Source organism: Salinisphaera orenii subsp. halophila YIM 95161 (genome assembly GCF_003732545.1).
Taxonomy (GTDB): Bacteria; Pseudomonadota; Gammaproteobacteria; order Nevskiales; family Salinisphaeraceae; genus Salinisphaera; species Salinisphaera orenii_A.
Window position 1 is genome coordinate 199,752 of record NZ_AYKF01000001.1, and the last position, 21,170, is coordinate 220,921.

Below are 21,170 nucleotides of genomic sequence, written 5' to 3' on the forward strand. Positions count from 1 at the left end.
CCGCAACGCGCGCCGCCGGGGCGTCGACCACCGCCATGACCGCCGTCCGGCCGCCACGGCCGGGACACACGACCACCACTGCCGGGACCACGGCCGATGAACGAACAGCTCACCCTCCAGTTGATGGACACCCACGCCGGCGGCGATGTCAGCCGCATCGTCACCGGCGGGGTCAACCCGCTGCCGGGCGATACCGTACGCCAGCAGATGGAATACCTGCGCGACGACGCCGACGGGCTGCGCCGCCTGCTGCTGGAGGAGCCCTACGGCATTCCGGAGATGTCGGTGGACCTGGTCGTGCCGGCCTGCCACCCGGACGCCGCGGCCGGCTACATCATCATGGAGGTGATGGGGTATCCCATCTATTCCGGCTCCAACACCATCTGCACGGCGACCGCCCTGCTCGAGGCCGGCATCGTGGAGAAGAAGGAAGGCCGCCAGCAGTTCACCCTCGAGTCACCGGCGGGCCTGGTGCAGATCGAGGCGCGCGTGAACCGCGGCACGGTCGAGGCCATCACCTGCCAGGGCCTGCCGAGCTATATCGACACCTACCGCGCGAGCGTGCACGTTCCGCTGCTGGGCGACGTGACCTACAGCATCGCCTACAGCGGCGGCTTCTACGCGCTGGTCGACGCCACCGAGCTCGGCTTCGAGCTCACGCTCGCCGAGGAGGACCGGCTGGCCCACTGCGCCCACGCCATCGTCGAGGCGATCCGTGAGGAGAAGGGCTTCTCCCACTACGAGCTCGGGGACGTCGGGCCGCTGCCGTTCCTGCATTTCCTCGGCCCGGTGGAGACCGTCACCGGCGGCCATTATCGCTCGCGCTCGGCGACCTATGTCCACCCGGGGGTGATCTGCCGCAGCACCACCGGCACCGGCACCTCCGCCCGGCTCGCGCTCATGCACCACGAGGGCGACCTCCAGCCCGGTGACCGGCTGGAGACCGTGTCCCTGCGCGACACCCGCTTCATCGGCGAATTCACGCACGTCAGCCAGGGCGGCTCGCGGGACGTGGTCAACAACACCATCACCGGCCGCAGCTTCGTGCTCGCCCGCTCGGAGATCGTGGCCAACGCCGCCGATCCCCTGGTGCATTTCGACGGCCTGGGCCATGTGCTGAGTCCCGGAAACTGACGCGGTATCGGCGGCGGCGCGGTGCGCATCGCTTCGGCTACCGGTGCAATCTCCCGATCGCGCCTGTCGCCGTCGATTTTCCAGAAGCCGATCCGTGCGCGGTACGGCTACAGCCGGACAGCCGGCGCTCGCACGAGCCTTCGATAGGCGCGCCCGGCACGGGATCAGCCGACCCCCCATGGCCCGGCGCCCCACCGATCTCGCTCCGCCAGCCCGGCCCGCGAGGCCGATCCATCCCGGGCCGCGGGCTCGCGGCACCGCCCCGGGGCGTGATCAAGCCGGCGCCTGATCATAGGCGGTACGCAGCTGGCGACCGCCACGCGGCATGCTAAGGCCCATCGTGCGCGTCAAGTCGCGAGCTAACGCGTACCCGCGACCAGGCGGCGCTACCCGTCAATCAGGGCCAGCTGAACCGGGCACAGGATCAAGCCGCCGACATGAACACCTGCACGCCGCGTCGATGACACGAGCGTTCGACAGCGCGCCCGTCGCGGTCTTGCGTGGCGAGTCCGTGAGGCACGGCGGATGCATCATCCGTCTCGTCACCCGGCCCGCATCGCCGGCCGGCGAGCGCGGCTCGACCGGCGCGGCCTTGCCGGCACAGCGGAACGCGAGCGCACGCCGCGAGGCCGTCGACCGTGGCCGGCAAGCCCGACCCCGTCCATGAGACCGCGTGCGCAGGCCAGCGCCCCCACCCAGCGCGGTGCCGGACGAAAAGATCGCGCCCGCCATCAAGTGATCGGACGCTCGCGCCGATAGGACAGGAGAGAGCGCATGCCGGCCACCCGACAGCGGCCGCCGTGAAAACAGCCGCGCGGGCCACACGGCCCAGGGACAGAGACCATGACGTCGAGTCGCATACAGAACCGTCCGCTAGCCACGCTCGTCCTGCTGGCCGCCGTCACCGGGCTGCTGGCGGCCGGCGCGGCCGCCGCCGACGAACCGCCCCGCGTCACGCTCGCCGAGACCTATGACGGCGACGTCGACCTGACCGAGTACTGGGTGAGCGAGAAATACGACGGCGTGCGCGGCTACTGGGACGGCGAGCATCTGCTGACCCGCGGCGGCGTGCGCGTCGATCCGCCCGACTGGTTCACGGCCGGATGGCCCGACACCGCGCTGGACGGCGAACTGTGGACCGCGCGCGGCGACTTCGCGCGTGTCTCCGGCATCGTGCGTGCCCACGAGGCCGGCGATGCCGCCTGGCGCGACGTGAGCTATCGCGTGTTCGACCTGCCGGATCATCCTGGCCCGTTCGACGCGCGCGTGCCAGCGATCCGCGCGGTGGTCGCACGCATCGATCAACCCTGGGTCGTGGCGATCGATCAGTTCAGGGTCGCGGACGGTCGCGCGCTGGACGCGGCACTCGATGCCGTACTTGCACGGGGCGGCGAGGGCCTGATGCTGCATCGCGGCGGCGCGCGCTATCACGCCGGTCGCAGCGACGATCTGCTCAAACTCAAGCCCTACGCCGACGCCGAGGCGAAGGTCGTCGGCATCAATCCCGGCGCGGGCCGGCTCGACGGCCTGATGGGGTCACTGGACGTGGTCACGCCGGACGGGCGCGAGTTTGCCATCGGCAGCGGCTTCACCGACGAGCAGCGCGCCGACCCGCCGCCGATCGGTTCCTGGATCACCTATCGCCACAACGGCGAGACTGCCAACGGTCTGCCCCGCTTCGCGCGCTTTCTGCGCCGCCGGCCCGGCGGGCCGCCCCCGGAGATCGCCGCCGAAGCGGACACCCGCGGCGCACCCGACGATTAGGACCTGTTAACGCTTCACGAGCCCGCGCCGGGCGCTTCCTGAAAAGTGACTATGGGCGTCGTGCGCGCCGCGCAGGCATTCAGCGCCAGCGTGCGACGACGCTGGATTGCCGCACCAAAGCGCCTGGCCCTTCGGGTTGGGCCGCTCAGGAAACACCCCTAAATGCGCCGCGGCGTTACACGTCTTCGTCGTGGCGCCACGACCGGCCACTCGCGCCTGGCCGCACACGATGTGCGGCTCAAACGCGGCGGCGCTCGCATGTCGCGTTGACAGGCCTTGGCTAACCGACCGCCTCGAACGATTCCGGCAGGATCTGGCCGCCGTCGATCACGAGCGTCTGGCCGGTGACATAGCCCGCCTCACGCGAGGCGAAATAGAGCGCGGCGTTGGCGATGTCCGCCACCCCGCCCAGGCGCTTGAGCGGGATCGCCGCGGCCATCTGGCGCAGATAGTCCTCGCCCATCTCCTCGAGGCCTTCGGTGACGATGTTGCCGGGCATGACCGCGTTGACGGTGATGCCGTACTTCGCGAGCTCGATCGCCGCGGTCCGGATGAAGCCGAGCTGACCGGCCTTGCTCGCCCCGTAATGCGTCCAGCCGGGGAAACCGGTGATCGGCCCGGTGATCGACGAGGTGACGACCACGCGCCCGGCCTCGCTCTGCTTGAGCGCCGGAATCGCGGCCTGCACGCTCAGAAAGCAGCCCTTGAGATTGGTATCGACAACCTCGTCCCACTGCGCTTCGGTCATCTGCTCCAGACTCGTATCCGGAAAGATGCCGGCATTGGCACAGAGCACGTCCAGCCCGCCGTACAGTTCGACCGCGCGATCGACCGCGGCGACGAGCTGGTCGCGGTCGGTCACGTCGGCCACCGTGACAGCGGCCGTGCCGCCCTCGGCCTGGATGGCGTCGACCGCGGCCTGGGCGCCCTCCTGCGAGCGCGCGGCAATCAGCACGCGGGCGCCGGCGGCGGCGAACCCCTGCGCGATGCCCTTGCCGATACCGCGACTGGCGCCGGTGACCAGCACCGAGCGGCCTTTGATGGAGGAAATCATGGCGGACTCCGGTTGAAACGAATCGGTCAGGCGGCGGCCAGCTCGGCGCGGGCGGCCTCGATGGCGACATCCAGCCGGGCGATGACGTCCGCGGCGAGCGCCTCGTCCATCAACAGGCCGGCCTTGAACTGCAGCACCGCGGGGTTGAGCGCCGAGAAGATCGCCCAGACGCCGTGTTCGTAGAGCGCGCGGGTGACCGGCTCGGCGCCGCGCGGGTGATCGAATTCCAGGCCCATGATCAGCCCGTTCCGGCGCACGCCGGTGAAGAATCCCGCGTGCTTTTGCTGCAGCTCGGAGAGCGCGCGCTCGAAATAGTCGGACAGGGCCGCCACGTTGGCGCGGGTCTCGGGACGCTGGCTGATCTCGAGCACCTTGAGCGCGGCCGCGCAGCCGATCTCCGCGCCGCCGAAGGTCGACATATGCGCCCAGCCGTCCTCGTTGAGCCAGGGCGCGGCCTCGGCGCGGGCGAGCACCGCCGCGATCGGATAGATGCCGCCCGACAGCCCCTTGCCGGTCACCAGCAGATCCGGTTCGACGCCGTAGCCGGTGATCGCCCACATCGACCCGGTACGCATGAGCCCGGTCTGGACCTCGTCGGCGATATAGAGCGCGCCGTAGCGCTCGCACAGCGCCTTCACCGCCGCGAGATAGCCGGGCTCGGGCATGGGGAAACCGTAGGTGGCCGGAATCGTCTCCATGATCACGCAGGCCGCGTCGCCGCCCGCGAGCGCGGCTTCCATCGCCGCCAGATCGTTGAACGGCACCTGGGTGAACTCGTCCGGCGAGGGTTCGCACAGGAAGATGTCGGCAAAGCGCGGCGCGCCTGCCTGGACCGCCAGCCCGGTGTGGCCGTGATAGCAGTTCTCCAGCGACACGATGCGCCGGCGCCCGGTGGCGTGGCGCGCGGTCTTGAGGGCGATGTCGATCGCCTCGCCGCCACCGCTGGCGAAGATCGCGTAGTCCAGGTGCGGCGCGGTGGCGATCAGCGCTTCGGCGAGCTCGGTGCGCATCAGGGAGGGGAAATGATGGTTGCCGATGTCGAAGCGCTGCATGGCCTCGGTCACCGCGGCGATGACCTCCGGATTGCGGTGGCCGAGGTTGTAGACCCCGCCGTTGAGATGCATGTTGATCAGCCGCGCGCCGTCGAGATCGTTGAAGCAGTAGCCCTCGCGCGCGTCGAGCACGATATCCACGCCGCGGTTCTGCCATTCCTGGGTCTTGTGCGGGTTCCACACCCGCTTGCTGCGTTCGAGAAAGGCGCGTTTGGTATCCGATGTCATGCAGTGTTCCTCGAGCGGAGGCGGGTCAGGCGAAGCGGGCGCGATAACGCTCGGCGAGCGCGACGGTGTCGCGGGCGAACGACTCGCCCTGTTCGATGGCCATGTCCGCGCTCGGATGGGTGGCGATCCAGCCGAGCAGGGTCATCCGGCGCATCATGATGAAAGTGGGGATCTCGGCTTCGTCGGCGGCGTCGAGCGTGCCGATCTCGCGATAGCCGCGCAGCCAGGCGGCGACGAGCGCGTCGATGTCGTCGCGGGTCTCGATGAAGCTCAGCGCGGTGGCCAGATCGTAGAGATGCCAGCCCAGACCGCAGTCGTCGAAATCGATGATATGGGTGGTGTCGCCGTCGACGAGCAGATTGGCCAGGCGCAGATCGGCGTGGATCAGGCCGAAGCGCTGCGGCGCGGTGCCGTAGCCGGCCAGCCGTTCGCGGATGCAGGCGGCGGTGGCCTCGAGCACGGCGCGATCCGCCGCGTCGAGCCCGGGCGCCTGCTGCCAATGGCCGAGATGCGAGCGCGTGCCCAGACAGCCGTCGAAATCCCAGACCAGACGCTCGAAGAAGTCCGGCCGCTGCCAGTGCGCCGCATGCGTGTGCAGCCGCGCGGTCAGGCGCCCGAGCTGCTCGAACGGGCCGGCCAGCGCGTTCTCGTCGGGCTCGGCGCCGGGAATGAAATGAAACAGATCGACGAAACGCGACTCGGCCAGTGCCGGCGTGTCCACGCACTGCACGAAGCCACCGTCGGCACCGGCGATCGCCTGCGGCGTGTCGATGCCGGCCTCCTCGCGCAGTGCCGCCATCCAGGCCAGTTCGGTCTCGATGCCGGCACGCGAGTGATAGCCGGTGCGGTGTACCCGCAGCGCGGCCGGAGCCTCCAGCGTGGGCGCATCCACACGATAGGTCGCGTTCTCGGACAGGCTGAGCAGCCGAAGCGCGCTATCGGCCGGCAGATTCCAGCGGGCCAGCGCGCGCCGTGCCACATCATCGAGATGGGCGCGTTGCGCCGCCGCGTCCAACTGATCGAAGGCGCGATCGGCCGCCGGCGCCGGAAGATCGCCTCGGGATCGGGTGACGTTGCTCGGCTGCTTCATGACACGTCCTTGATAGCAGATCGACATGGTGATCGCCACATTCATGGGCCTGTAAAACCCCAAGCAACTGACATGCCAAAGCAGTTTTGTCCCGTATGACCATGTTTTACCGAGAATCAGGTCGCCGGCGACGGGAGCCGTCTTTGCACTATCGCGTGACCAACACCACATAGAAGTGCGCTATTCGGTCTATTATGTGGCACACACCACATTCGTTAGCCCGGGCCCTGCGCATGAGCACGACCGAATCACGCGAACGCACGCCCCGAGCCCGGCGCCGGGCGGATATCCGGGCGCTGCTGGCTTCGCAGCCGATGGTACGAATCGGCGCCCTGGCCGCGCGCTTTCACGTGTCCGCCGAAACCATTCGCCGCGATATCGACGCCATGGCCGCCGAGGGCCTGCTCGCGCGCACCTACGGCGGCGCCGCCGCCCTGCATACCGCGCGGGAGCCGAGCCTGGGCCAGCGCAGCGAGCTCAACGGGGACGCACGCCGACGCATGGCCGCCCGGGCGGCGGCCCGCGTCCACGACGGCGAGGTGCTGATGATGGATGCGAGCGCGACCTGTCTGCATCTGGCGCACCGTCTGGTGGTGGAACGCCGCCGGCTGACGATCATCACCAACAGCGCCACCATGGCCCAGTCGCTGGCTGCCAACCCGGGTTTCGAGATCCTGCTCGCGCCCGGACGTTTCGATGCGCGTGAAAACGCCGGCTACGGCGCGCTCTGCACCGCATTCGTGGCCCGATTCAACGCCGACCACTGCTTTTCGAGCTGCGGCGCGCTGACCGCGGACGGGCCGACCGAGGTCGGCAGCGATCTCGCGGCGGTAAAACGGATGATGATCGAACGCGCCCAGCGCACCACCCTGCTCGTCGATCAGGCCAAGTTCGGCCCCGACAAGCTCGAATGCGTATGCGCGCTGACCGCGATCGACACGGTGATCTGCGATCAAGCCCCACCGGCATCGCTCGCCGAGGCGTTGCACGGCGCGGGCGTGGCGCTGCATATCGCAGACTAGTGGCCGTCGATCCGAGGCGTCCATCATGCCTCGGCGCGGCGCCGGGCAGCGGCGCCCGAACGCGTTTAGCGACGGCATGGTCCCGGCCGAGCGGCGTCCCGCTGCGCTCGGCTCGGCCAAAGGCCCGAGGCACCGAGGCACCGAGGCGCCGCATCGGCGCAGGGGCGAACGTCCTTTCCCGAGACGCACTTCGCCGGGCGCGCAACGATAAGCGGGGGCGCCCAGCGGCGCGCCAGCCGGGCTGGATCGCATCGGGCGATTGATTCCCGTCTCGATGATTGCCGGTACGAGGCGTCCGGCGCCCGCCGACCACCCGGCTCGACATCGGCGACGATCGTTATCCGGCCGACGGGCGCTTGAACGGCCCGCGGCGGCGTCTCATCCCGCTAGATCTTGACGTCGAAGCCCTCGAACTGCGGCGGGCCGAGGTAGATGTCCTTGCGCGCGCCGGCGTTCGCGTGCGCCTTGCGAAACGCCTCTGACTGCGTCCAGGCCTCGAAGGCCGCGCGCGATTCCCATTCGGAATGCGAGGCGAACAGCGTGTGCTCGTCGGTGGTCGCCCCCTGGAGCAGGTTGAACTGCCGAAAGCCCGGCACGTCCTGCAGATGGGTGTCGCGCTCGCGCCAGATGGCGAGGAATTCCTCTTCGCAGCCGGGCTTGATCCGGAAACGGTTCATGGCGATGAACATGGCGTTCTCTCATGGCGAAATACGGCGCCCGAGTATACGCATGCGCCCGCCCGTCGATGGCGGGCATTCGTTGCGCAATACAGCTAGACTGTGCCGCCTTGTATCGCCCGCCCACGGCCCGCCGGGAGCTGACGTGCTGATTCGGATTCTAGAGATCACGGTGCCGGTGTTCGGCGTCATCGCGCTGGCCTACGCCTACGGGCGCAAGCGCCCGACCGATCTGCGCGACGCCAATCGCCTGAACATCATCATCTTCACGCCGGCGCTGATCTTCCACGCGCTCACCGAACGCTCGGCCGGCGGCGACGATTTCGTGATCGCGGCCGTCGGCGCGGCGGTGATCGTGCTCGGTTCGGGACTGCTCGCCTGGATCTGGGTCCGCGCGACCGGGCGCGTCCCGGCGATCTACATCGGCCCCGCGATGTTCAACAACTGCGGCAATCTGGGCCTGCCGCTGGCGATTCTCGCCTTCGGCGAGGACGCCCTGCCGCTGGCGGTGGTGCTGCTGGTCACCGAGAACCTGCTGCAGTTCACCCTCGGGCTGTGGCTGCTGGGCGACGCCATCCGCCTGCGACGCCTGCTCACCAATCCGATGCTGGTCGCGACCTTCGCCGGGGTGCTGTTCATGGTCATGGACTGGCATGCGCCGGCGATGATCGAGCCGGGCATCCGCATGCTCGGCGAGATCTCGATTCCGCTGATGCTGGTCGCCCTCGGGGTGCGTCTGGCCGACGGCGCGCCGGGCCAGTGGACGGCCGGCTTCTGGGGCGGCCTCGCCTGCCCGGTGACCGGTCTGCTCGTGGCGGTGCCGTGGGTGTGGATCACGCAGCCGGAGCCGCCGCTGGCCGCATTGCTGATCGTGTTCGGCGCGCTGCCGCCGGCGGTGCTCAACTACATGCTCGCCGAGCAGTTCGAGATCGCGCCGCAGCAGGTCGCGGCGATCGTGGCGGTCGGCCATGTGGTCGCGCTGGCGGTGATACCGCTGACGCTGTACTGGGTGCTCTAGCCTCGACTCAGCGACGAAGGAGACGCCACACCGTTCGTCGATAGCGCGCATCTGACAAGGTGAGGGGCGTGCCGGGGCCGTGGCTGAGGGCGTGATCGCCGCGGTCATCGAGACCCTGGATGGCCCTGCCGACGATCGCTAGCTGATGCGGCAAGACCCGCCGCAGGCGTTGCCGTTGCAGACGCACGAACACGACCGGATGATGACGTCGCTGATCGTGCGCGGCGGCACTGCCGCTGCGCAGCAGCCGGCCTTTCATGCGCGGTGTACCGGGCATCGCGCGGCCCACCCCGGCCAGCGATGCGGCAAACGTGAGGACCACGATCGCCGGGAACCGGTCTATCGATGGGTCGTTCGATTGCGGCCACGGCCGGCGCGACCAGAGCCCGCTTGATCGGCTGCTGTGCAAACGCCGGCCATGAAAAAGCGCCGACGGGCACAACCCGCCGACGCTGCGAAAACCGACCGCGTACGTCGAATCAGGCGCTGGCCTGCTCGCTCAGGGTCGGATAGTCGGTATAGCCTTTCTCGTCGCCGCCGTAGTAGGTGGCCGCATCCGGCTCGTTGAGCTCGGCGCCGACACGAAAACGCTCAACCAGATCCGGGTTGGCGATATACGGACGGCCGAAGGCGGCGCCGTCGCCGAGGCCCTTCTCGATCAGCGCTTCGGTGCGCTCTGCGGTGTAGTGGCCACAGAAGATCAGCGCGCCGCTGGCGAAACGTTCGCGCATGGCCTGGCGGAACTCGTCGGTGAGCTTGATATCGCCGCCGGCCCAGTCGGGCTCGTTGATATGCAGATAGGCCAGGCCGCGTTTATCGAGCTGCTCGGCCATGTAGAAGGCCATCGCCTTGGGCTCGTCGTCGGTCAGGCCGAAGATCTCGATGAACGGCGACATGCGGATGCCGACACGATCGGCGCCCATCACTTCGACTACGGCGTCCACGACTTCCAGCGGCAGGCGGGCGCGGTTCTCGATCGAACCACCGTAGGCGTCGGTGCGCTTGTTGGAACCCGTGGCCATGAACTGCTGCAGCAGATAGGCGTTGGCCGCGTGCACTTCCACCATGTCGAAGCCGGCGCGCTTGGCGCGCTGCGCAGCCTGGCGATATTCCTCGATGACCTCGGGAATCTCCTTGGTCTCGAGCGCACGCGGCGTGGCCGAGTCCTGCAGACCTTCGCTGCCGTCCTCGAACTGGACATAGGACTGGGCGCCTTCGCCGCGGATCGCGCTGGGTGCTACCGGCTTGCGCCCGTCCGGGTGCACCATTTCGTGGCCCACGCGGCCGACGTGCCAGAGCTGCAGCGCCATGCGACCGCCGGCTTCGTGCACGGCGTCGACCACGCCCTTCCAGCCGGCTTCCTGTTCGTCGGTGAACATGCTTGGCGTGAAGACATAGCCGCGCGCGGATTCGGAGATGTTGGTCGCCTCCGAGATGATCATGCCGGCGCCGGCGCGCTGGGCATAGTATTCGCGCTGCATCGCGCCGGGGATCTGATCCCGGCAGCGGGCCCGCGTGAGCGGGGCCATGAGCACGCGGTTGGGCAGCTCGAGCGCGCCGAAGCGCAGCGGGGAAAGCAGTCGATCGAAAGCCATGAGGACTCCTGAAGCCGTGGTCATCTGATGGTCGGGAGATGGCGTTCGATTGTGAAAAATCAAGTCGTCGGTGCCAGACACGAAAAAGCCCCGCCGAACGCTCGACGGGGCCGCGGTCACGCGTCGGCGGCCGACGTGGGCCGCCACGAGGGCGTATCAGCCCTCCTCGACCGTGAGCGTGCCCTTCATGCCGGCCGCGAGATGGCCGGGGAAGGTGCAGATGTACTCATAGTCACCCGGCTCTTCCGGCGCGGTGAAAGTCACCTCGTCGGTCTCGCCGCCCGCCACGAGGCCAGTGTGCGCCAGGATCTGGTCGCTCATGTCCTCGGGAACGTAGTCGTTGTCCTTGGCCTGGGCCGCGGCTTCGTCGATGGCCTTGGCATCGGCGCCCGAATCGAGCAGGAGCCAGTTGTGGGCCATGGCCGATTCCGGCAGGTCGGTCTTGTTGGTCAGCTTGATCGTGACCTCTTCACCGGGCTTGACGGTGATGTTTTCCTTGCTGAACTTCAGGCTGTTCATGCCCTCGATCTCGACCGTCTTCGCCTGTGCGGCGAACGCCGAGACGGACAGGACGGCGAACATCACGAGCGCCAGGGTCTTCTTCAACATGCGGATCTCCTTGCTTCGTTGTCGTTGCACCATGCAGCGAATCCGGACGTTTTGCAACACCGTTTGATCGCGAGGCGCATCGGGCCTGTGAGCCTACCCATTACGGCTTCGGCCCACATTCCGATGCTCGCCGTCGCCGGCTGAACGTAACCTGACGACGCCGGCGGTGCTCAGAGCTGCACGACCTGGCGGATGGCCTCGCCCGCGGCCAGCCGCTCGAAGCCGGTGTTGATTTCGTCCAGCGACAGCCGATGCGTCAGCAGCCGATCCACCGGCAGGCGGCCGGCCTGATACAGAGCAATGTATTCGGGGATGTCGAGCCTGGGCACATGACCGCCAAGATAGGAGCCCATGAGTGTGCGCTCCTGCGCCACCAGCTGGAGCGCGGGCAGCTGCATGCGGGCATCCGGGTGCTGCAGCCCCGCGGTGACGGTGGTGCCGCCCTTGGCGGTCGCGGCGTAGGCGAACTCCAGTGCCGCCTGCGCGCCGGCGAATTCGGCGGCGATGTCGACGCCACCGCCGGTCAGGTCCCGGATCTGTTCGAGCGCGGTGTCGTCCCTGGTGTTGACGGTCGCGGTCGCACCCAACGCTCTGGCCTGGCCCAGCTTGTCGTCGTCGATGTCGGCGGCGATGACCTGCGCCGCGCCGCCGGCGATCGCCCCCAGAACGCCGGACAGGCCGACGCCGCCGAGCCCGACGACGAGCACGGTCTGGCCGAGCCGCAGGCCCGCGGTGTGGATGAGGGCCCCGACACCGGTGAGCACGGCGCAGCCGAACACCGCGGCGATGTCGTAGTCGAGGGTCGGGTCCACCTTGACCAGCGACTCGCGCGCGACGACCGCATACTCGGCGAAGCCGGAGATGCCCAGATGATGATGCACGTCCCGGCCGTCCTCGCTCAGCCGGCGGCTGCCGGAGAGCAGGGTGCCGGCATTGTTGGCCTCGGCCCCGGGGGTGCACAGCGCCGCCCGGCCGTCGGCGCAGTACGCGCAGTGACCGCAGCTGGGCACGAACGAGCACACGACGTGATCGCCGACCGCGAAGTCGGTCACGCCCGGGCCCACCTCGACGATCTCCCCGGCGGCCTCGTGGCCGAGGACCATCGGCACCGGGCGCGGGCGGTTGCCGTCGATGGTCGACAGATCAGAGTGACACAAGCCCGCCGCGTGCACCTTGAGCAACACCTCGCCGGCCTGCGGCCCACCGAGCTCGAAGGTCTCGATGGTCAACGGCCGGGACTGGTCGTAGGGACGGGGCGGGGCCATTTCGCGCAGTACGGCGGCTCGAGTCTGCATGCAATCTCCTGGACGACGGAACAACGACGGTGCGCCGGGCACGACCCGGCGCACGGTTAATCTATCATTCGTATACGCCGCGTTCGTCCTTCGCGGGTCGCCGCGGGCTCATGCACAATGACGCGCCTCGCCCGCCATCCCACGCCATCATGAGCCCCACCCCGCACGCCCATCGCATCGACATCGCCGGCCTGACCCGCGACCTGCCGCTGTTCGAGGTCGCCCCCGGCACCCGCATCGCGGTGCTCAACGTCCTCGGCGATACGTCGCTGATCACGGCCGCCGCCGATGCGCTGTCCGAGCGGCTCGCGGCGATCGACTACGACGTGCTCGTGACCGCCGAGGCCAAGTCGATCCCGCTGATCCATGCACTCGCAGTGGCGACCGGCATGCCCTACGTGGTGCTGCGCAAGAACTACAAGCCGTACATGGGCGACGCGCTCCAGGCCGAGACCCGGTCGATCACCACAGGCACGACGCAGACGCTGTTTCTGGACGGCAAGGATCGCGCGCGGGTCACCGGGGCGCGGGTCGTTCTGGTGGACGACGTCATCAGCTCCGGCTCCACGCTCGAAGCCATGCGCGCGATCGTGCAGCGCGCCGACGCCCGGATCGCAGCCGAGGCGGCGATCCTGACCGAGGGCGAGCGCGGCAACTGGCAGGACGTGATCGCCCTCGGTCATCTGCCGGTGTTCACCGACCCGGACTGAACCTAGCCGCGCACGACCATGAGGATCCCCGCGCCGTAAAGACCGAACAGCGTCGCGCTCTCGAAGCCGATGTTGCCGATACCCTGCTTCTGGCGCCGGATCAGACCCAGCAGCAGCACCGCCGTCATCGCCACCGACAACGCCACCCACAGCAGCGTGTCGCCGGAGACGGCGTGGTAGATCGAGCCGTCGCGATAGGCGATGTCGGAGGTGGCGGCGAACAGACAGTCGAAGGCGTTGCCGCCGATGATGCCGCCGACGGCCAGCTGCAGCGCGCCGCGGCGCACCGCCGCGATCGAGGTGACCAGCTCCGGCAGCGAAGTCGAGATCGCCGTGAGCACCACACCGACCGCGGTGTCGCTCATGCCCGTCGCACTGCCCAGGCGCGACGCCACGCTTTCCAGCACGTAACCGGTCAAGCCCAGGATCGCCGCCAGCACGAAGAAACCGCCCCAGAGACGCACCAGCGACATCGCCTTGTTGTTCTCGTCCGGACTGTCGGTGCGCGTTTCCTGCGTGCGCCGCGGCGTCCACATCGGCGCGGCCTCGGCGTTGCGTACGAGCTGCAGCCCGAAGACATAAGCCACGAACAGGATCGGCGTGATCGGATGCACGCCGAGCCAGTGGACATCCGGGCTGTAGGCGCCGATCAGCAGTAGCGACAGCAGGCCGAGCAGGAGCGCGGCCTGCGCCAGATTGGCGATCGAGGCGGCGGCGTGTTCGAGATTCGCCCGCCGGTAGACCACATCGGCCATGGCCAGAAACACGGTCTGCGCGGCGATGCCGCCGAGCGCGTTACTCATCGCCAGCTCGGGCTGGTCACGGGCGGCCGCAGTGACCGACAGCACGATGCCCGACAACGACGTCGCCGCACCCAGCAGCACCGCACCGGTCACGGCCTCGCCCAGCCCGGTTCGGTCGGCGAGTTCGTCCGCCACGTTGGTCAGCCGCGTGCCGACTACCGCGATGACGAGGGCACAGACGACGAAGGCCGCCGTTACGGCCGTCAGGCCAAGGGATTCGATTCCAATCACGTGTGTCGCTTTCCAGAGGTGGTGTGAGTCATCGCCGGATCCGTCTTCTACGGAACGGCGATCCGTCGGATGCATCCTTGCGACGCATGCTGATGCGCTGGTTGATGCGGCCGATCAGCCGCCGTTGCCACCGCCGCTCGGCGGCCGCGGCGCGGGCCGTACCGGCCTGCCAGGCGTCCTGGAGCAGGAACTTGCCCGCCGCCACGGCGTCGGGCGAATGCCGGCTCATCCGGTCGGCCAGTTCATGGGCCCGGGCTTCCGGCTCGTCGGCCAGATGCGTGACCAGACCGAGCCGCTGCGCCTCGCGGCCGTCGAGGATCCGGGCGGACAGCGTCAGCTCCTTGGCGGTGTCGATCCCCACCAATTCACGCAGCAGCACCGCGCCGCCCATGTCGGGGACCAGCCCCCAGCGCGTCTCCATGATCGACAGCCGCGCGTCGGGGCGGGCCACGCGCACGTCCGCGCCGAGGGCGAGTTGAAGACCGGCCCCGAGACAGTGACCGCGAATGGCCGCGATCACCGGCGCGCCGATGTCGCGCCAGCCCAGGCTCCAGCGCTGGAACCGATTGATCCGGGGCAGCCACAGTCGAGCGAGTGCGGGCGCGGCGATCAGCGGCCGGGCCATGACCGAAGCGAAGTCCAGACCGGCGCAGAAGGACGGGCCGTTGCCGGCGATGACCACCGAGCGCAGGCCGCGATCGCGGCGCAGACGCGCGACGCAGTCGGTCACGGCCGCGAGCATCGCGAGGTTCATGCCGTTGTGCTTGTCGGGGCGATTCAGCCGCACCTCGGCACGACCGGCCTCGACGCGCACACGCACCGTTTCGGATGGGGACATGGCAGGCTCGACGGCGGTCGGGCCGGCCACTTTGCCTGTTTGCGCCCGCGCCCGCCAGCGGCCGCGCTCGTGCGTCATACAATGGATCGACGGGGCGCCACGGGGACACGATGAACGCCGACACCACGCTGCTGATCTTTCGCAATCTGGGCGTCGCGCTCGCGATCGGCCTGATGGTGGGCCTCGAGCGCGGCTGGCAGCAGCGCGAGGCCGGCGCCGGGCAGCGGGTCGCCGGCCTGCGCACGTTCGCGATCATCGGCATGGCGGGCGGCGTGACCGGCCTGCTCGCCGAGCGCATGAGCCCGCTCGTGCTGGGGCTGGGCTTCATCGCGATCGCGGCGATGCTGATCGCCGCCCACGTGATGTCCTCCCAGGATCGCGGCGAGTACGGAATCACCAGCGAGATGGCCGCGTTCACGACCTACGGTCTGGCCGCGCTGGCCACATCCGGCGCCCCGGCCGTGGCGGCGGCCGGCGCCGTGGTCACGGCCACGCTTCTCGGCCTCAAGCCGGAGCTGCATCGCTGGCTGGCGCGCCTCGACCGCGAGGAACTGCTGGCCGCGCTCAAGCTGTTGATGATGTCAGTGCTGGTGCTGCCTCTGCTGCCCGACCGCGGGATGGGGCCTTGGGACACGCTCAATCCGCTGCGGATCTGGCAGCTGGTGGTGATCGTCGCCGCCATTTCCTTCGCCGGTCACTTCGCCGTGCGGCTGCTGGGCCAGGCGCGGGGCATACTGACCACGGGCGTATTCGGTGGGCTCGCCTCCTCGACCGCGCTGACCCTGCATTTCGCGCGCCTGTCGCGACGCACGCGCGGTCTCGACCCGCTGCTGGCGGTGGGCATCATTCTCGCCCAGGCCATGGGCATGCCCCGCATGATCGCGGTGGCGGCCGTGGCCAGTCCGGCGCTGGCGCGACATGCCGCGGGCCCGCTGGTCGCGATGATGGCGGTGGGGCTGACCGCGGCGCTGCTGCTGCGCCTGCGGCTCGACACATCCCAGCTGCGCGCCCCGCGAAGGCTGGGTACGCCGTTCCGGCTCAAGGATACGGCGCGTTTCGCGGTGCTGCTGATCGTGATCACGCTGGCCAGCGCCGCCGGCCACCGGCTGATCGGCGACGCCGGAATCTACGCCATCGCCACGATCGCGGCGATGGGGGACCTGACCGCGGTCACGCTGTCGGTCGCACAGCTCGGCCAGGGCGGCTTGCCGCTGGATACCGCGGTTCGGGCGCTGGTGATCGCCGCGATCAGCAGCGTGCTGTTCAAGAGTCTGCTCGCCTTCGCGCTCGGCGGCCGGCGGCTCGGTCTGCTGGTCGCCGCGAGTGCGGCCTGCGTGGCCGTGGCCGGCGGCGTCGCACTCTATGTGCTGATCGCCTATCCCGCGCTCGCGAGCGGCTGAAATACCGCGTTCAGCGCGCGGCCTGCATCCGCCTGCCGGTCAGCGCCGCGTACTCGGGCGCACTCACGACCGCAGCCAGCGACCGCCACTCGGCGTCGTCCGGCCGGCGGGCCTGCAGCGCCGGATCGGCGAGATCGATGTCGCGACCGGTCGCCTGCGCCAGGCGCCGTTCGATCGCTTTGACATCGACCGTGTCCGGATCGAGCCGGACCACGTCGGCATCGTCCATGTCGAGCGTGGTGTTGGAGGCGGTGCCCGGCAGATAGATCGTGCCGGTAGCGAAGTCGACGGCGAAGGCGATCACGCCCGGCACGACGAAGAAGAGCAGGCCGATACCGTCGAGGACCGCAACGGCCGGATCGATGCGGCCCGCGGCCTGGCCGCGACGCTCGGGGTAGAGCACCGTGCCGCAGGCCGTGGTGCCGATGACGGTGATCACCAGCGCGGCGGCGACACCCAGACGAAGCCGATGACGGATGCGGTCGGTCATGAACACTCCTGCAGTTGTGGCGCGCGACCGCGGCGACCTTCGGCCCCCGGCCGGGCTCGCATCGCGCACGCCATAACCGAGGTCCCGACAGCCGTGCCCCGGACCTCGCGTGCCGCGCTTGACAGCGGCGACCATACACCGCAGAAAGAGAGGAAAACAACGACACGGATGACTGTAACCGTGCAATCAAGGCTCATGTCCGATGCCGTCGTCCCCGCGCGCCGCGGACCGCATCCCAGCCACGGCTTCACACTGATCGAGCTGATGATCGTACTCGCGGTCGTGGGCATGCTGGCCGCACTCGCGATCCCCGGCTATCGCAACTACGTCACCCGCGCCCGCGTCTCCGAAGGGCTCGGACTGGCCCAGCCGGTCAAGTACGCCGTGGCGGAATACTACAGCGTGCATGGCCGGCTGCCGGATATCTCACCGAGCAATTGGATGGGCGTGCTCGGGGCGTTGGGCATCGACGCCAGCTCGCACAGCGCGGCCAAGGGCGAATACACCCGGCGCATCTGGTTCTACAACAACGCGGATGCCCCGGCGATCAAGATCCGCTACCGCGGTGGCGCGATCGACGACCAGTTGGTGTTCCTCCAGGCTCGTCTCGATGCCGGCAGCATCCGCTGGAGCTGCAGCGCGCCGTCGAGCGACGGCGTGCCCGAGCGCTATCTGCCGGCGAGCTGCCGCTGACCGCCGCTACTCGCCCTGCTTGAAGCGGCGCAGCTGTCGACGCTGCTTCTTGTCCGGACGCGCCGTCGGTCGCGGCATCGACAGCCTCGCCGACCGGCGCTCGGCCGACTGCGCTTCGCGCCGCTTCCGGCTGGCTTCGCTCTCGACGTAGAGTGTTTCGGCCACCGACGCCGGTCCGCGCTGGTCGGACAGGCCGGTCACCTCCACCTCGAACGCCGTCTCGCCCTTGGTGACATCGACACGATCACCGGCGCGTACGGTCGTGCTCGCCTTCGCCCGGTGCTCGTTGATGCGCACCTTGCCGCCCTTGACCGCCTTCGCGGCCAGGGAGCGGGTCTTGAAGAAACGCGCGGCCCAGAGCCACTTGTCCACGCGCACGGGCGCAGCCGCTTCATTATGCTTGCGATCGGTCTCGCTCATGGCGAGACTGTGCCATGGAATCCTGTTCAGAAGTGACCCCGTGCTCGGCCGTTTTCGCGTGCTCTACAAGCTCCGCATCGACGCCGACGGCGTGCACGTGGTCGTCGGCCGGCCGCCGGCTTCGTTTCTGGCGGCCGTGCGCGACATCGCCGGCCTGCACGGCATCGACCGGGGCGAGATCGCTTGCCGCGGGCGCGGCCGCCATATGCGGCTGCGTTTTTCCGACAGTTTCCCGACCCGCGGCCGGCAGGCGATCCGCAACATGTGGTCGCCACCGACCGCGCCGGGCCCCGGCGGCGGCCGGCGCGCCAGCGGCTGAAACGCCGGTCTGAAAAGCGGCGCCAACGCGCGTATCTTGAGCGCTTCACGGGATCGGACCGAGAGGCGACGATGATCACAGTCCACCACCTCGAAGACTCGCGCTCGCAGCGCGTGCTCTGGCTGCTCGAAGAACTCGGGCTCGACTACGAGATCACGCGCTATGCGCGCGATCCGAAGACGATGCTCGCGCCCGACAGCCTGAGGCGGGTGCATCCGCTGGGCAAGTCGCCGGTGATCACCGACGACAGCCACACCGTCGCGGAGACCGGACACATCGTCGACTATCTGGTGACCCACCACGGCAACGGCCGGCTCGCGCCCGAACCCGGCACGCCGGAGCGCCTGGCCTATGATTACTGGCTGCATTACGCCGAAGGATCGGCGATGCCGCCGTTACTGCTGCACCTGGTCTTCGATACCGTCGAGCGCAAGGCGCCGTTGGTGATCAGGCCGATCGCCCGGGCCATCTCCGCCAACGTGAAGAAACAGTTCATCCGACCGCAGCTGGATCTGCATCTGGACTACATGGAGAACGAGCTGCGCCAGCACGACTGGTTCGTCGGCGACGACTTCACCGCGGCCGACATCATGATGAGCTTCCCGCTGGAAGCCGCGGCGAGCCGGCGTGGCCTGGCCGAGCGCTGCCCGCGACTCGCGACCTTCCTGGAGCGGATTCACGCCCGGGAGGCCTACCAGCGCGCGCTCGAGCATGGCGGCCCCTACGCCTACGCCTGACAGAGAAAGGCCCGCGTCGGGGCGGGCCTTTCGAATCGACGATCGTGGTCGGACGCGCTACATGGATTCCTCGTCGGCGTCCGCGGCGCTTGCGGTCGCGTTCGCCCGCAGCCCCTCGACGGTCTTGTCCCCGATGCCGTTGACATCGTCCAGCGCATCGACCGATTCGAAATCGCCGTTTTCTTCACGATACCGAATGATGGCGTCGGCCTTGCTCGGGCCGATGCCCGTCAGTTCCGTGAGCTTGTCGGCCCCCGCCGTGTTGATGTTCACCTCGGCCAGTGCGGCGCCGGCATAGATGCCGGCCAGCAGGGCCAGCGCAGTGATCAGTGCCTTCATTTTTCGTCTCCCTTTTATTGCAGGAGATGAAAGATTAGGCATCCGACACACGGCTGGCAATCACCGGCAGAATGATTAATTTCTTTAGACCGAGGCCATGATTTTGCTGGAAATCATAAAATTGCCTTAATTTTTAAAACTGTATATTGCATCGTAAAATTTCGTTTCCGCTTGGCGAACCCGCGGGGCCGCACATGGCCGAGGGAATACGCCCGCCCGTGGTCGGTCCGGGCGCGGGCGCTGCAGCCGGACAACGCCATCTCACTGATTGCACTTAAAATATCCGGAGCAGATCTGTCCCCGGCCGGGAAACCCGGGCCACTACGACAAAAGTCTTAGAGTGGATTTCGTTGACAGTATGCGGCGGGGTCGATAACTTCGTCGAAGCAAAATAAAATTTCATTTTGCTATGCAAAATACAAACACCCGCTGAGGAGATTGCGATGCGCATTCTTACTGCCCTGCTCGCGTGCTCCGCACTCGCGGTGGGCGCCACCAACGCTCACGCCGCCGAAGACGTGACGCTACCCGACACTCTGGCGATGACCGCCTACGGCACCGGTTCGGCCGGCTACACGCAGATGGTATCCATCGGCAACCTCCTGCAGAACGAGTATGGCACCTCGGTCCGCATCCTGCCCGGCGAGAACGATGTCTCGCGCATGACGCCGCTGCGCGTCGGCCGCGTCCCGCTGTGCGCCTGCGGCATCGCCAGCTACTACGGATTCGAAGGCGTGATGATGTTCGCCGGCCGCGACTGGGGCCCGCAGCCGATCCGCGTGATCGCAAGCTCCACCGCCAGCTTCGGGCTCGGCGTGGCCGTCGCCGGCGACGTCGACGTGGAGACGCCCGCCGACCTGGAAGGCAAGCGCGTGGCCTACATCCGGGGCGACGACGCGCTCAACAAGGGTACGGAAGCCTTTCTCGCCTTCGGCGGCCTGACCTGGGACGACGTCGAGCGCGTCGACTATCCGGGCTACGGTCGCTCGTTCGACGGCATCATCGCCAATCAGGCCGACGCCTCCTTCACCATGAGCGTGGCGCCGCCGGCCCAGCAGCTGGCCGCGAGCCCGCGGGGGATCGTCTGGCCGCGACTCGACCCCGATAACAAGGAAGGCTGGGATCGACTCCAGGCCGTCGCGCCCTACTTCCAGCCCCACGAAGCCACGGCCGCCGCCGGCGATTACGGCGAGGACAACCCCTGGGTCGGCGCCAGCTACCCCTATCCGATTCTCATCGGCAACGACCGGCTCGACGACGAGACCGCGCGCAGCCTGATCAAGGTGCTGATCGAGGACTTCGACAAGTACAAGGACGCCGCGCCGGGCAACGCCGGCTATGCGCTGGACAAGCAGAACATGGAATGGGTGATCCCCTTCCACGACGCGGTGGTCGAGTACTACAAGGAAATCGGCCACTGGACCGACGAGATGCAGCAGCATCAGGACATGCTGGTCAAGCGCCAGAACGTGCTGATGGACGCCTGGAAGGAATACAAGGCCGGCGACGCGCCGAGCGACGACGAGGCGTTCAAGAAAGGCTGGATGGAAGCACGCGCCGAAGCTCTGAAGGCCGAGGACATGGAACCGGTCTTCGAGTAGACCCGACGACCGGCGGCCCACAGCGCACGGCGCGCCAAGCGCGCCGTGCGC

The 21,170-nt window shown here is 68.5% G+C and carries 23 protein-coding genes; 10 read left to right on the forward strand and 13 right to left on the reverse strand.

Features of this window, described 5'->3' with window-relative positions; all coding sequences use genetic code 11:
- Window positions 1–96: 96 nt before the first annotated feature.
- Together SAHL_RS00890 and SAHL_RS00895 are read left to right on the forward strand one after the other, a co-directional pair.
- On the forward strand, window positions 97–1,134 hold the full coding sequence (locus SAHL_RS00890; protein ID WP_123589520.1) for a proline racemase family protein: 1,038 nt from the start codon (window positions 97–99) through the stop codon (window positions 1,132–1,134).
- An 843-nt stretch (window positions 1,135–1,977) separates the two neighbouring features.
- Window positions 1,978–2,898 (forward strand): DNA ligase, encoded by a 921-nt coding sequence (locus SAHL_RS00895; protein ID WP_123589521.1) that lies wholly within the window; start codon window positions 1,978–1,980, stop codon window positions 2,896–2,898.
- Between the two features lie 280 nt (window positions 2,899–3,178).
- Here SAHL_RS00895 and fabG read toward each other — a convergent pair whose 3' ends face one another.
- From fabG to SAHL_RS00910, 3 genes are read right to left on the reverse strand one after another with little or no spacing between them, the layout of a single operon-like run.
- Window positions 3,179–3,952, reverse strand: a complete 774-nt coding sequence (fabG, locus tag SAHL_RS00900) for a 3-oxoacyl-ACP reductase FabG (protein WP_123589522.1) — start codon at window positions 3,950–3,952, stop codon at window positions 3,179–3,181.
- A gap of 26 nt (window positions 3,953–3,978) precedes the next feature.
- Window positions 3,979–5,232: a class-III pyridoxal-phosphate-dependent aminotransferase gene (locus SAHL_RS00905; RefSeq protein WP_123589523.1), complete on the reverse strand. Its 1,254-nt coding sequence runs from the start codon at window positions 5,230–5,232 to the stop codon at window positions 3,979–3,981.
- 25 nt (window positions 5,233–5,257) lie between these two features.
- Window positions 5,258–6,322 (reverse strand): phosphotransferase enzyme family protein, encoded by a 1,065-nt coding sequence (locus SAHL_RS00910; RefSeq protein ID WP_123589593.1) that lies wholly within the window; start codon window positions 6,320–6,322, stop codon window positions 5,258–5,260.
- Window positions 6,323–6,555: 233 nt separating this feature from the next.
- On the opposite strand from SAHL_RS00910, the gene SAHL_RS00915 reads away from it, so the two are divergent.
- Window positions 6,556–7,344, forward strand: coding sequence for a DeoR/GlpR family DNA-binding transcription regulator (locus SAHL_RS00915; protein ID WP_123631868.1), 789 nt, complete (start codon window positions 6,556–6,558; stop codon window positions 7,342–7,344).
- A gap of 386 nt (window positions 7,345–7,730) precedes the next feature.
- Here SAHL_RS00915 and SAHL_RS00920 read toward each other — a convergent pair whose 3' ends face one another.
- Window positions 7,731–8,033: an antibiotic biosynthesis monooxygenase family protein gene (locus SAHL_RS00920; RefSeq protein ID WP_123589525.1), complete on the reverse strand. Its 303-nt coding sequence runs from the start codon at window positions 8,031–8,033 to the stop codon at window positions 7,731–7,733.
- A gap of 133 nt (window positions 8,034–8,166) precedes the next feature.
- Between SAHL_RS00920 and SAHL_RS00925 the strand changes: the two genes are divergently transcribed.
- On the forward strand, window positions 8,167–9,039 hold the full coding sequence (locus tag SAHL_RS00925) for an AEC family transporter (RefSeq protein WP_123589526.1): 873 nt from the start codon (window positions 8,167–8,169) through the stop codon (window positions 9,037–9,039).
- 7 nt (window positions 9,040–9,046) lie between these two features.
- On the opposite strand, the gene SAHL_RS00930 is transcribed toward SAHL_RS00925, so the two are convergent.
- From SAHL_RS00930 to SAHL_RS00945, 4 genes are all read right to left on the reverse strand, one after another.
- Window positions 9,047–9,361, reverse strand: coding sequence for a hypothetical protein (locus SAHL_RS00930; protein WP_123589527.1), 315 nt, complete (start codon window positions 9,359–9,361; stop codon window positions 9,047–9,049).
- Window positions 9,362–9,518: 157 nt separating this feature from the next.
- The gene (locus tag SAHL_RS00935) at window positions 9,519–10,634 is read right to left on the reverse strand and encodes an alkene reductase (RefSeq protein ID WP_123589528.1); all 1,116 of its coding nucleotides are present in this window, start codon (window positions 10,632–10,634) and stop codon (window positions 9,519–9,521) included.
- A gap of 156 nt (window positions 10,635–10,790) precedes the next feature.
- Complete coding sequence (locus tag SAHL_RS00940; RefSeq protein WP_184947119.1) at window positions 10,791–11,243, reverse strand: plastocyanin/azurin family copper-binding protein; 453 nt, start codon at window positions 11,241–11,243, stop codon at window positions 10,791–10,793.
- 170 nt (window positions 11,244–11,413) lie between these two features.
- On the reverse strand, window positions 11,414–12,538 hold the full coding sequence (locus SAHL_RS00945; RefSeq protein WP_123589530.1) for a zinc-dependent alcohol dehydrogenase family protein: 1,125 nt from the start codon (window positions 12,536–12,538) through the stop codon (window positions 11,414–11,416).
- Window positions 12,539–12,687: 149 nt separating this feature from the next.
- Between SAHL_RS00945 and SAHL_RS00950 the strand changes: the two genes are divergently transcribed.
- On the forward strand, window positions 12,688–13,248 hold the full coding sequence (locus SAHL_RS00950) for a phosphoribosyltransferase family protein (RefSeq protein ID WP_123589531.1): 561 nt from the start codon (window positions 12,688–12,690) through the stop codon (window positions 13,246–13,248).
- Window positions 13,249–13,250: 2 nt separating this feature from the next.
- Here SAHL_RS00950 and SAHL_RS00955 read toward each other — a convergent pair whose 3' ends face one another.
- Both SAHL_RS00955 and SAHL_RS00960 read right to left on the reverse strand, forming a co-directional pair.
- Window positions 13,251–14,282 carry a sodium:calcium antiporter gene (locus SAHL_RS00955; protein ID WP_245968340.1) on the reverse strand — a complete coding sequence of 344 codons (1,032 nt, stop codon included), beginning with the start codon at window positions 14,280–14,282 and terminating at the stop codon, window positions 13,251–13,253.
- A gap of 28 nt (window positions 14,283–14,310) precedes the next feature.
- Window positions 14,311–15,120, reverse strand: coding sequence for a crotonase/enoyl-CoA hydratase family protein (locus tag SAHL_RS00960; RefSeq protein WP_123589533.1), 810 nt, complete (start codon window positions 15,118–15,120; stop codon window positions 14,311–14,313).
- A gap of 110 nt (window positions 15,121–15,230) precedes the next feature.
- On the opposite strand from SAHL_RS00960, the gene SAHL_RS00965 reads away from it, so the two are divergent.
- Entirely contained in the window at window positions 15,231–16,520 is a 1,290-nt protein-coding gene (locus SAHL_RS00965) for an MgtC/SapB family protein (protein WP_184947122.1), read from the forward strand.
- Window positions 16,521–16,530: 10 nt separating this feature from the next.
- Here the strand turns inward: SAHL_RS00965 and SAHL_RS00970 are convergent, their stop codons facing one another.
- Window positions 16,531–17,010 (reverse strand): hypothetical protein, encoded by a 480-nt coding sequence (locus SAHL_RS00970; RefSeq protein ID WP_184947126.1) that lies wholly within the window; start codon window positions 17,008–17,010, stop codon window positions 16,531–16,533.
- Between the two features lie 180 nt (window positions 17,011–17,190).
- Here SAHL_RS00970 and SAHL_RS18300 point away from each other — a divergent pair, with 180 nt between their 5' ends.
- A complete protein-coding gene (locus SAHL_RS18300) occupies window positions 17,191–17,703 on the forward strand; it encodes a pilin (RefSeq protein ID WP_281272954.1) in 513 nt (170 codons plus the stop codon).
- 6 nt (window positions 17,704–17,709) lie between these two features.
- Here the strand turns inward: SAHL_RS18300 and SAHL_RS00980 are convergent, their stop codons facing one another.
- On the reverse strand, window positions 17,710–18,123 hold the full coding sequence (locus tag SAHL_RS00980; RefSeq protein ID WP_123589536.1) for an RNA-binding S4 domain-containing protein: 414 nt from the start codon (window positions 18,121–18,123) through the stop codon (window positions 17,710–17,712).
- 40 nt (window positions 18,124–18,163) lie between these two features.
- Here SAHL_RS00980 and SAHL_RS17680 point away from each other — a divergent pair, with 40 nt between their 5' ends.
- Together SAHL_RS17680 and SAHL_RS00990 are read left to right on the forward strand one after the other, a co-directional pair.
- A complete protein-coding gene (locus SAHL_RS17680; protein ID WP_184947129.1) occupies window positions 18,164–18,442 on the forward strand; it encodes a DUF3634 family protein in 279 nt (92 codons plus the stop codon).
- Between the two features lie 71 nt (window positions 18,443–18,513).
- On the forward strand, window positions 18,514–19,179 hold the full coding sequence (locus SAHL_RS00990) for a glutathione S-transferase (protein WP_123589537.1): 666 nt from the start codon (window positions 18,514–18,516) through the stop codon (window positions 19,177–19,179).
- 57 nt (window positions 19,180–19,236) lie between these two features.
- Here SAHL_RS00990 and SAHL_RS00995 read toward each other — a convergent pair whose 3' ends face one another.
- The gene (locus SAHL_RS00995; protein WP_123589538.1) at window positions 19,237–19,518 is read right to left on the reverse strand and encodes a ComEA family DNA-binding protein; all 282 of its coding nucleotides are present in this window, start codon (window positions 19,516–19,518) and stop codon (window positions 19,237–19,239) included.
- Window positions 19,519–19,961: 443 nt separating this feature from the next.
- On the opposite strand from SAHL_RS00995, the gene SAHL_RS01000 reads away from it, so the two are divergent.
- Window positions 19,962–21,119, forward strand: coding sequence for a TAXI family TRAP transporter solute-binding subunit (locus SAHL_RS01000; RefSeq protein WP_123589539.1), 1,158 nt, complete (start codon window positions 19,962–19,964; stop codon window positions 21,117–21,119).
- The last annotated feature ends 51 nt before the right edge of the window (window positions 21,120–21,170 follow it).

What these genes read in the sequence shown, in the direction of transcription:
- SAHL_RS00890 (WP_123589520.1), top strand. Translation starts at nt 97, where the DNA reads ATGAACGAACAGCTCACCCTCCAGTTGATGGACACCCACGCCGGCGGC.
- SAHL_RS00895 (WP_123589521.1), top strand. Translation starts at nt 1,978, where the DNA reads ATGACGTCGAGTCGCATACAGAACCGTCCGCTAGCCACGCTCGTCCTG.
- fabG (WP_123589522.1), bottom strand. Translation starts at nt 3,952, where the DNA reads ATGATTTCCTCCATCAAAGGCCGCTCGGTGCTGGTCACCGGCGCCAGT.
- SAHL_RS00905 (WP_123589523.1), bottom strand. Translation starts at nt 5,232, where the DNA reads ATGACATCGGATACCAAACGCGCCTTTCTCGAACGCAGCAAGCGGGTG.
- SAHL_RS00910 (WP_123589593.1), bottom strand. Translation starts at nt 6,322, where the DNA reads ATGAAGCAGCCGAGCAACGTCACCCGATCCCGAGGCGATCTTCCGGCG.
- SAHL_RS00915 (WP_123631868.1), top strand. Translation starts at nt 6,556, where the DNA reads ATGAGCACGACCGAATCACGCGAACGCACGCCCCGAGCCCGGCGCCGG.
- SAHL_RS00920 (WP_123589525.1), bottom strand. Translation starts at nt 8,033, where the DNA reads ATGTTCATCGCCATGAACCGTTTCCGGATCAAGCCCGGCTGCGAAGAG.
- SAHL_RS00935 (WP_123589528.1), bottom strand. Translation starts at nt 10,634, where the DNA reads ATGGCTTTCGATCGACTGCTTTCCCCGCTGCGCTTCGGCGCGCTCGAG.
- SAHL_RS00940 (WP_184947119.1), bottom strand. Translation starts at nt 11,243, where the DNA reads ATGTTGAAGAAGACCCTGGCGCTCGTGATGTTCGCCGTCCTGTCCGTC.
- SAHL_RS00945 (WP_123589530.1), bottom strand. Translation starts at nt 12,538, where the DNA reads ATGCAGACTCGAGCCGCCGTACTGCGCGAAATGGCCCCGCCCCGTCCC.
- SAHL_RS00950 (WP_123589531.1), top strand. Translation starts at nt 12,688, where the DNA reads ATGAGCCCCACCCCGCACGCCCATCGCATCGACATCGCCGGCCTGACC.
- SAHL_RS00960 (WP_123589533.1), bottom strand. Translation starts at nt 15,120, where the DNA reads ATGTCCCCATCCGAAACGGTGCGTGTGCGCGTCGAGGCCGGTCGTGCC.
- SAHL_RS00965 (WP_184947122.1), top strand. Translation starts at nt 15,231, where the DNA reads ATGAACGCCGACACCACGCTGCTGATCTTTCGCAATCTGGGCGTCGCG.
- SAHL_RS00970 (WP_184947126.1), bottom strand. Translation starts at nt 17,010, where the DNA reads ATGACCGACCGCATCCGTCATCGGCTTCGTCTGGGTGTCGCCGCCGCG.
- SAHL_RS00980 (WP_123589536.1), bottom strand. Translation starts at nt 18,123, where the DNA reads ATGAGCGAGACCGATCGCAAGCATAATGAAGCGGCTGCGCCCGTGCGC.
- SAHL_RS00990 (WP_123589537.1), top strand. Translation starts at nt 18,514, where the DNA reads ATGATCACAGTCCACCACCTCGAAGACTCGCGCTCGCAGCGCGTGCTC.
- SAHL_RS00995 (WP_123589538.1), bottom strand. Translation starts at nt 19,518, where the DNA reads ATGAAGGCACTGATCACTGCGCTGGCCCTGCTGGCCGGCATCTATGCC.
- SAHL_RS01000 (WP_123589539.1), top strand. Translation starts at nt 19,962, where the DNA reads ATGCGCATTCTTACTGCCCTGCTCGCGTGCTCCGCACTCGCGGTGGGC.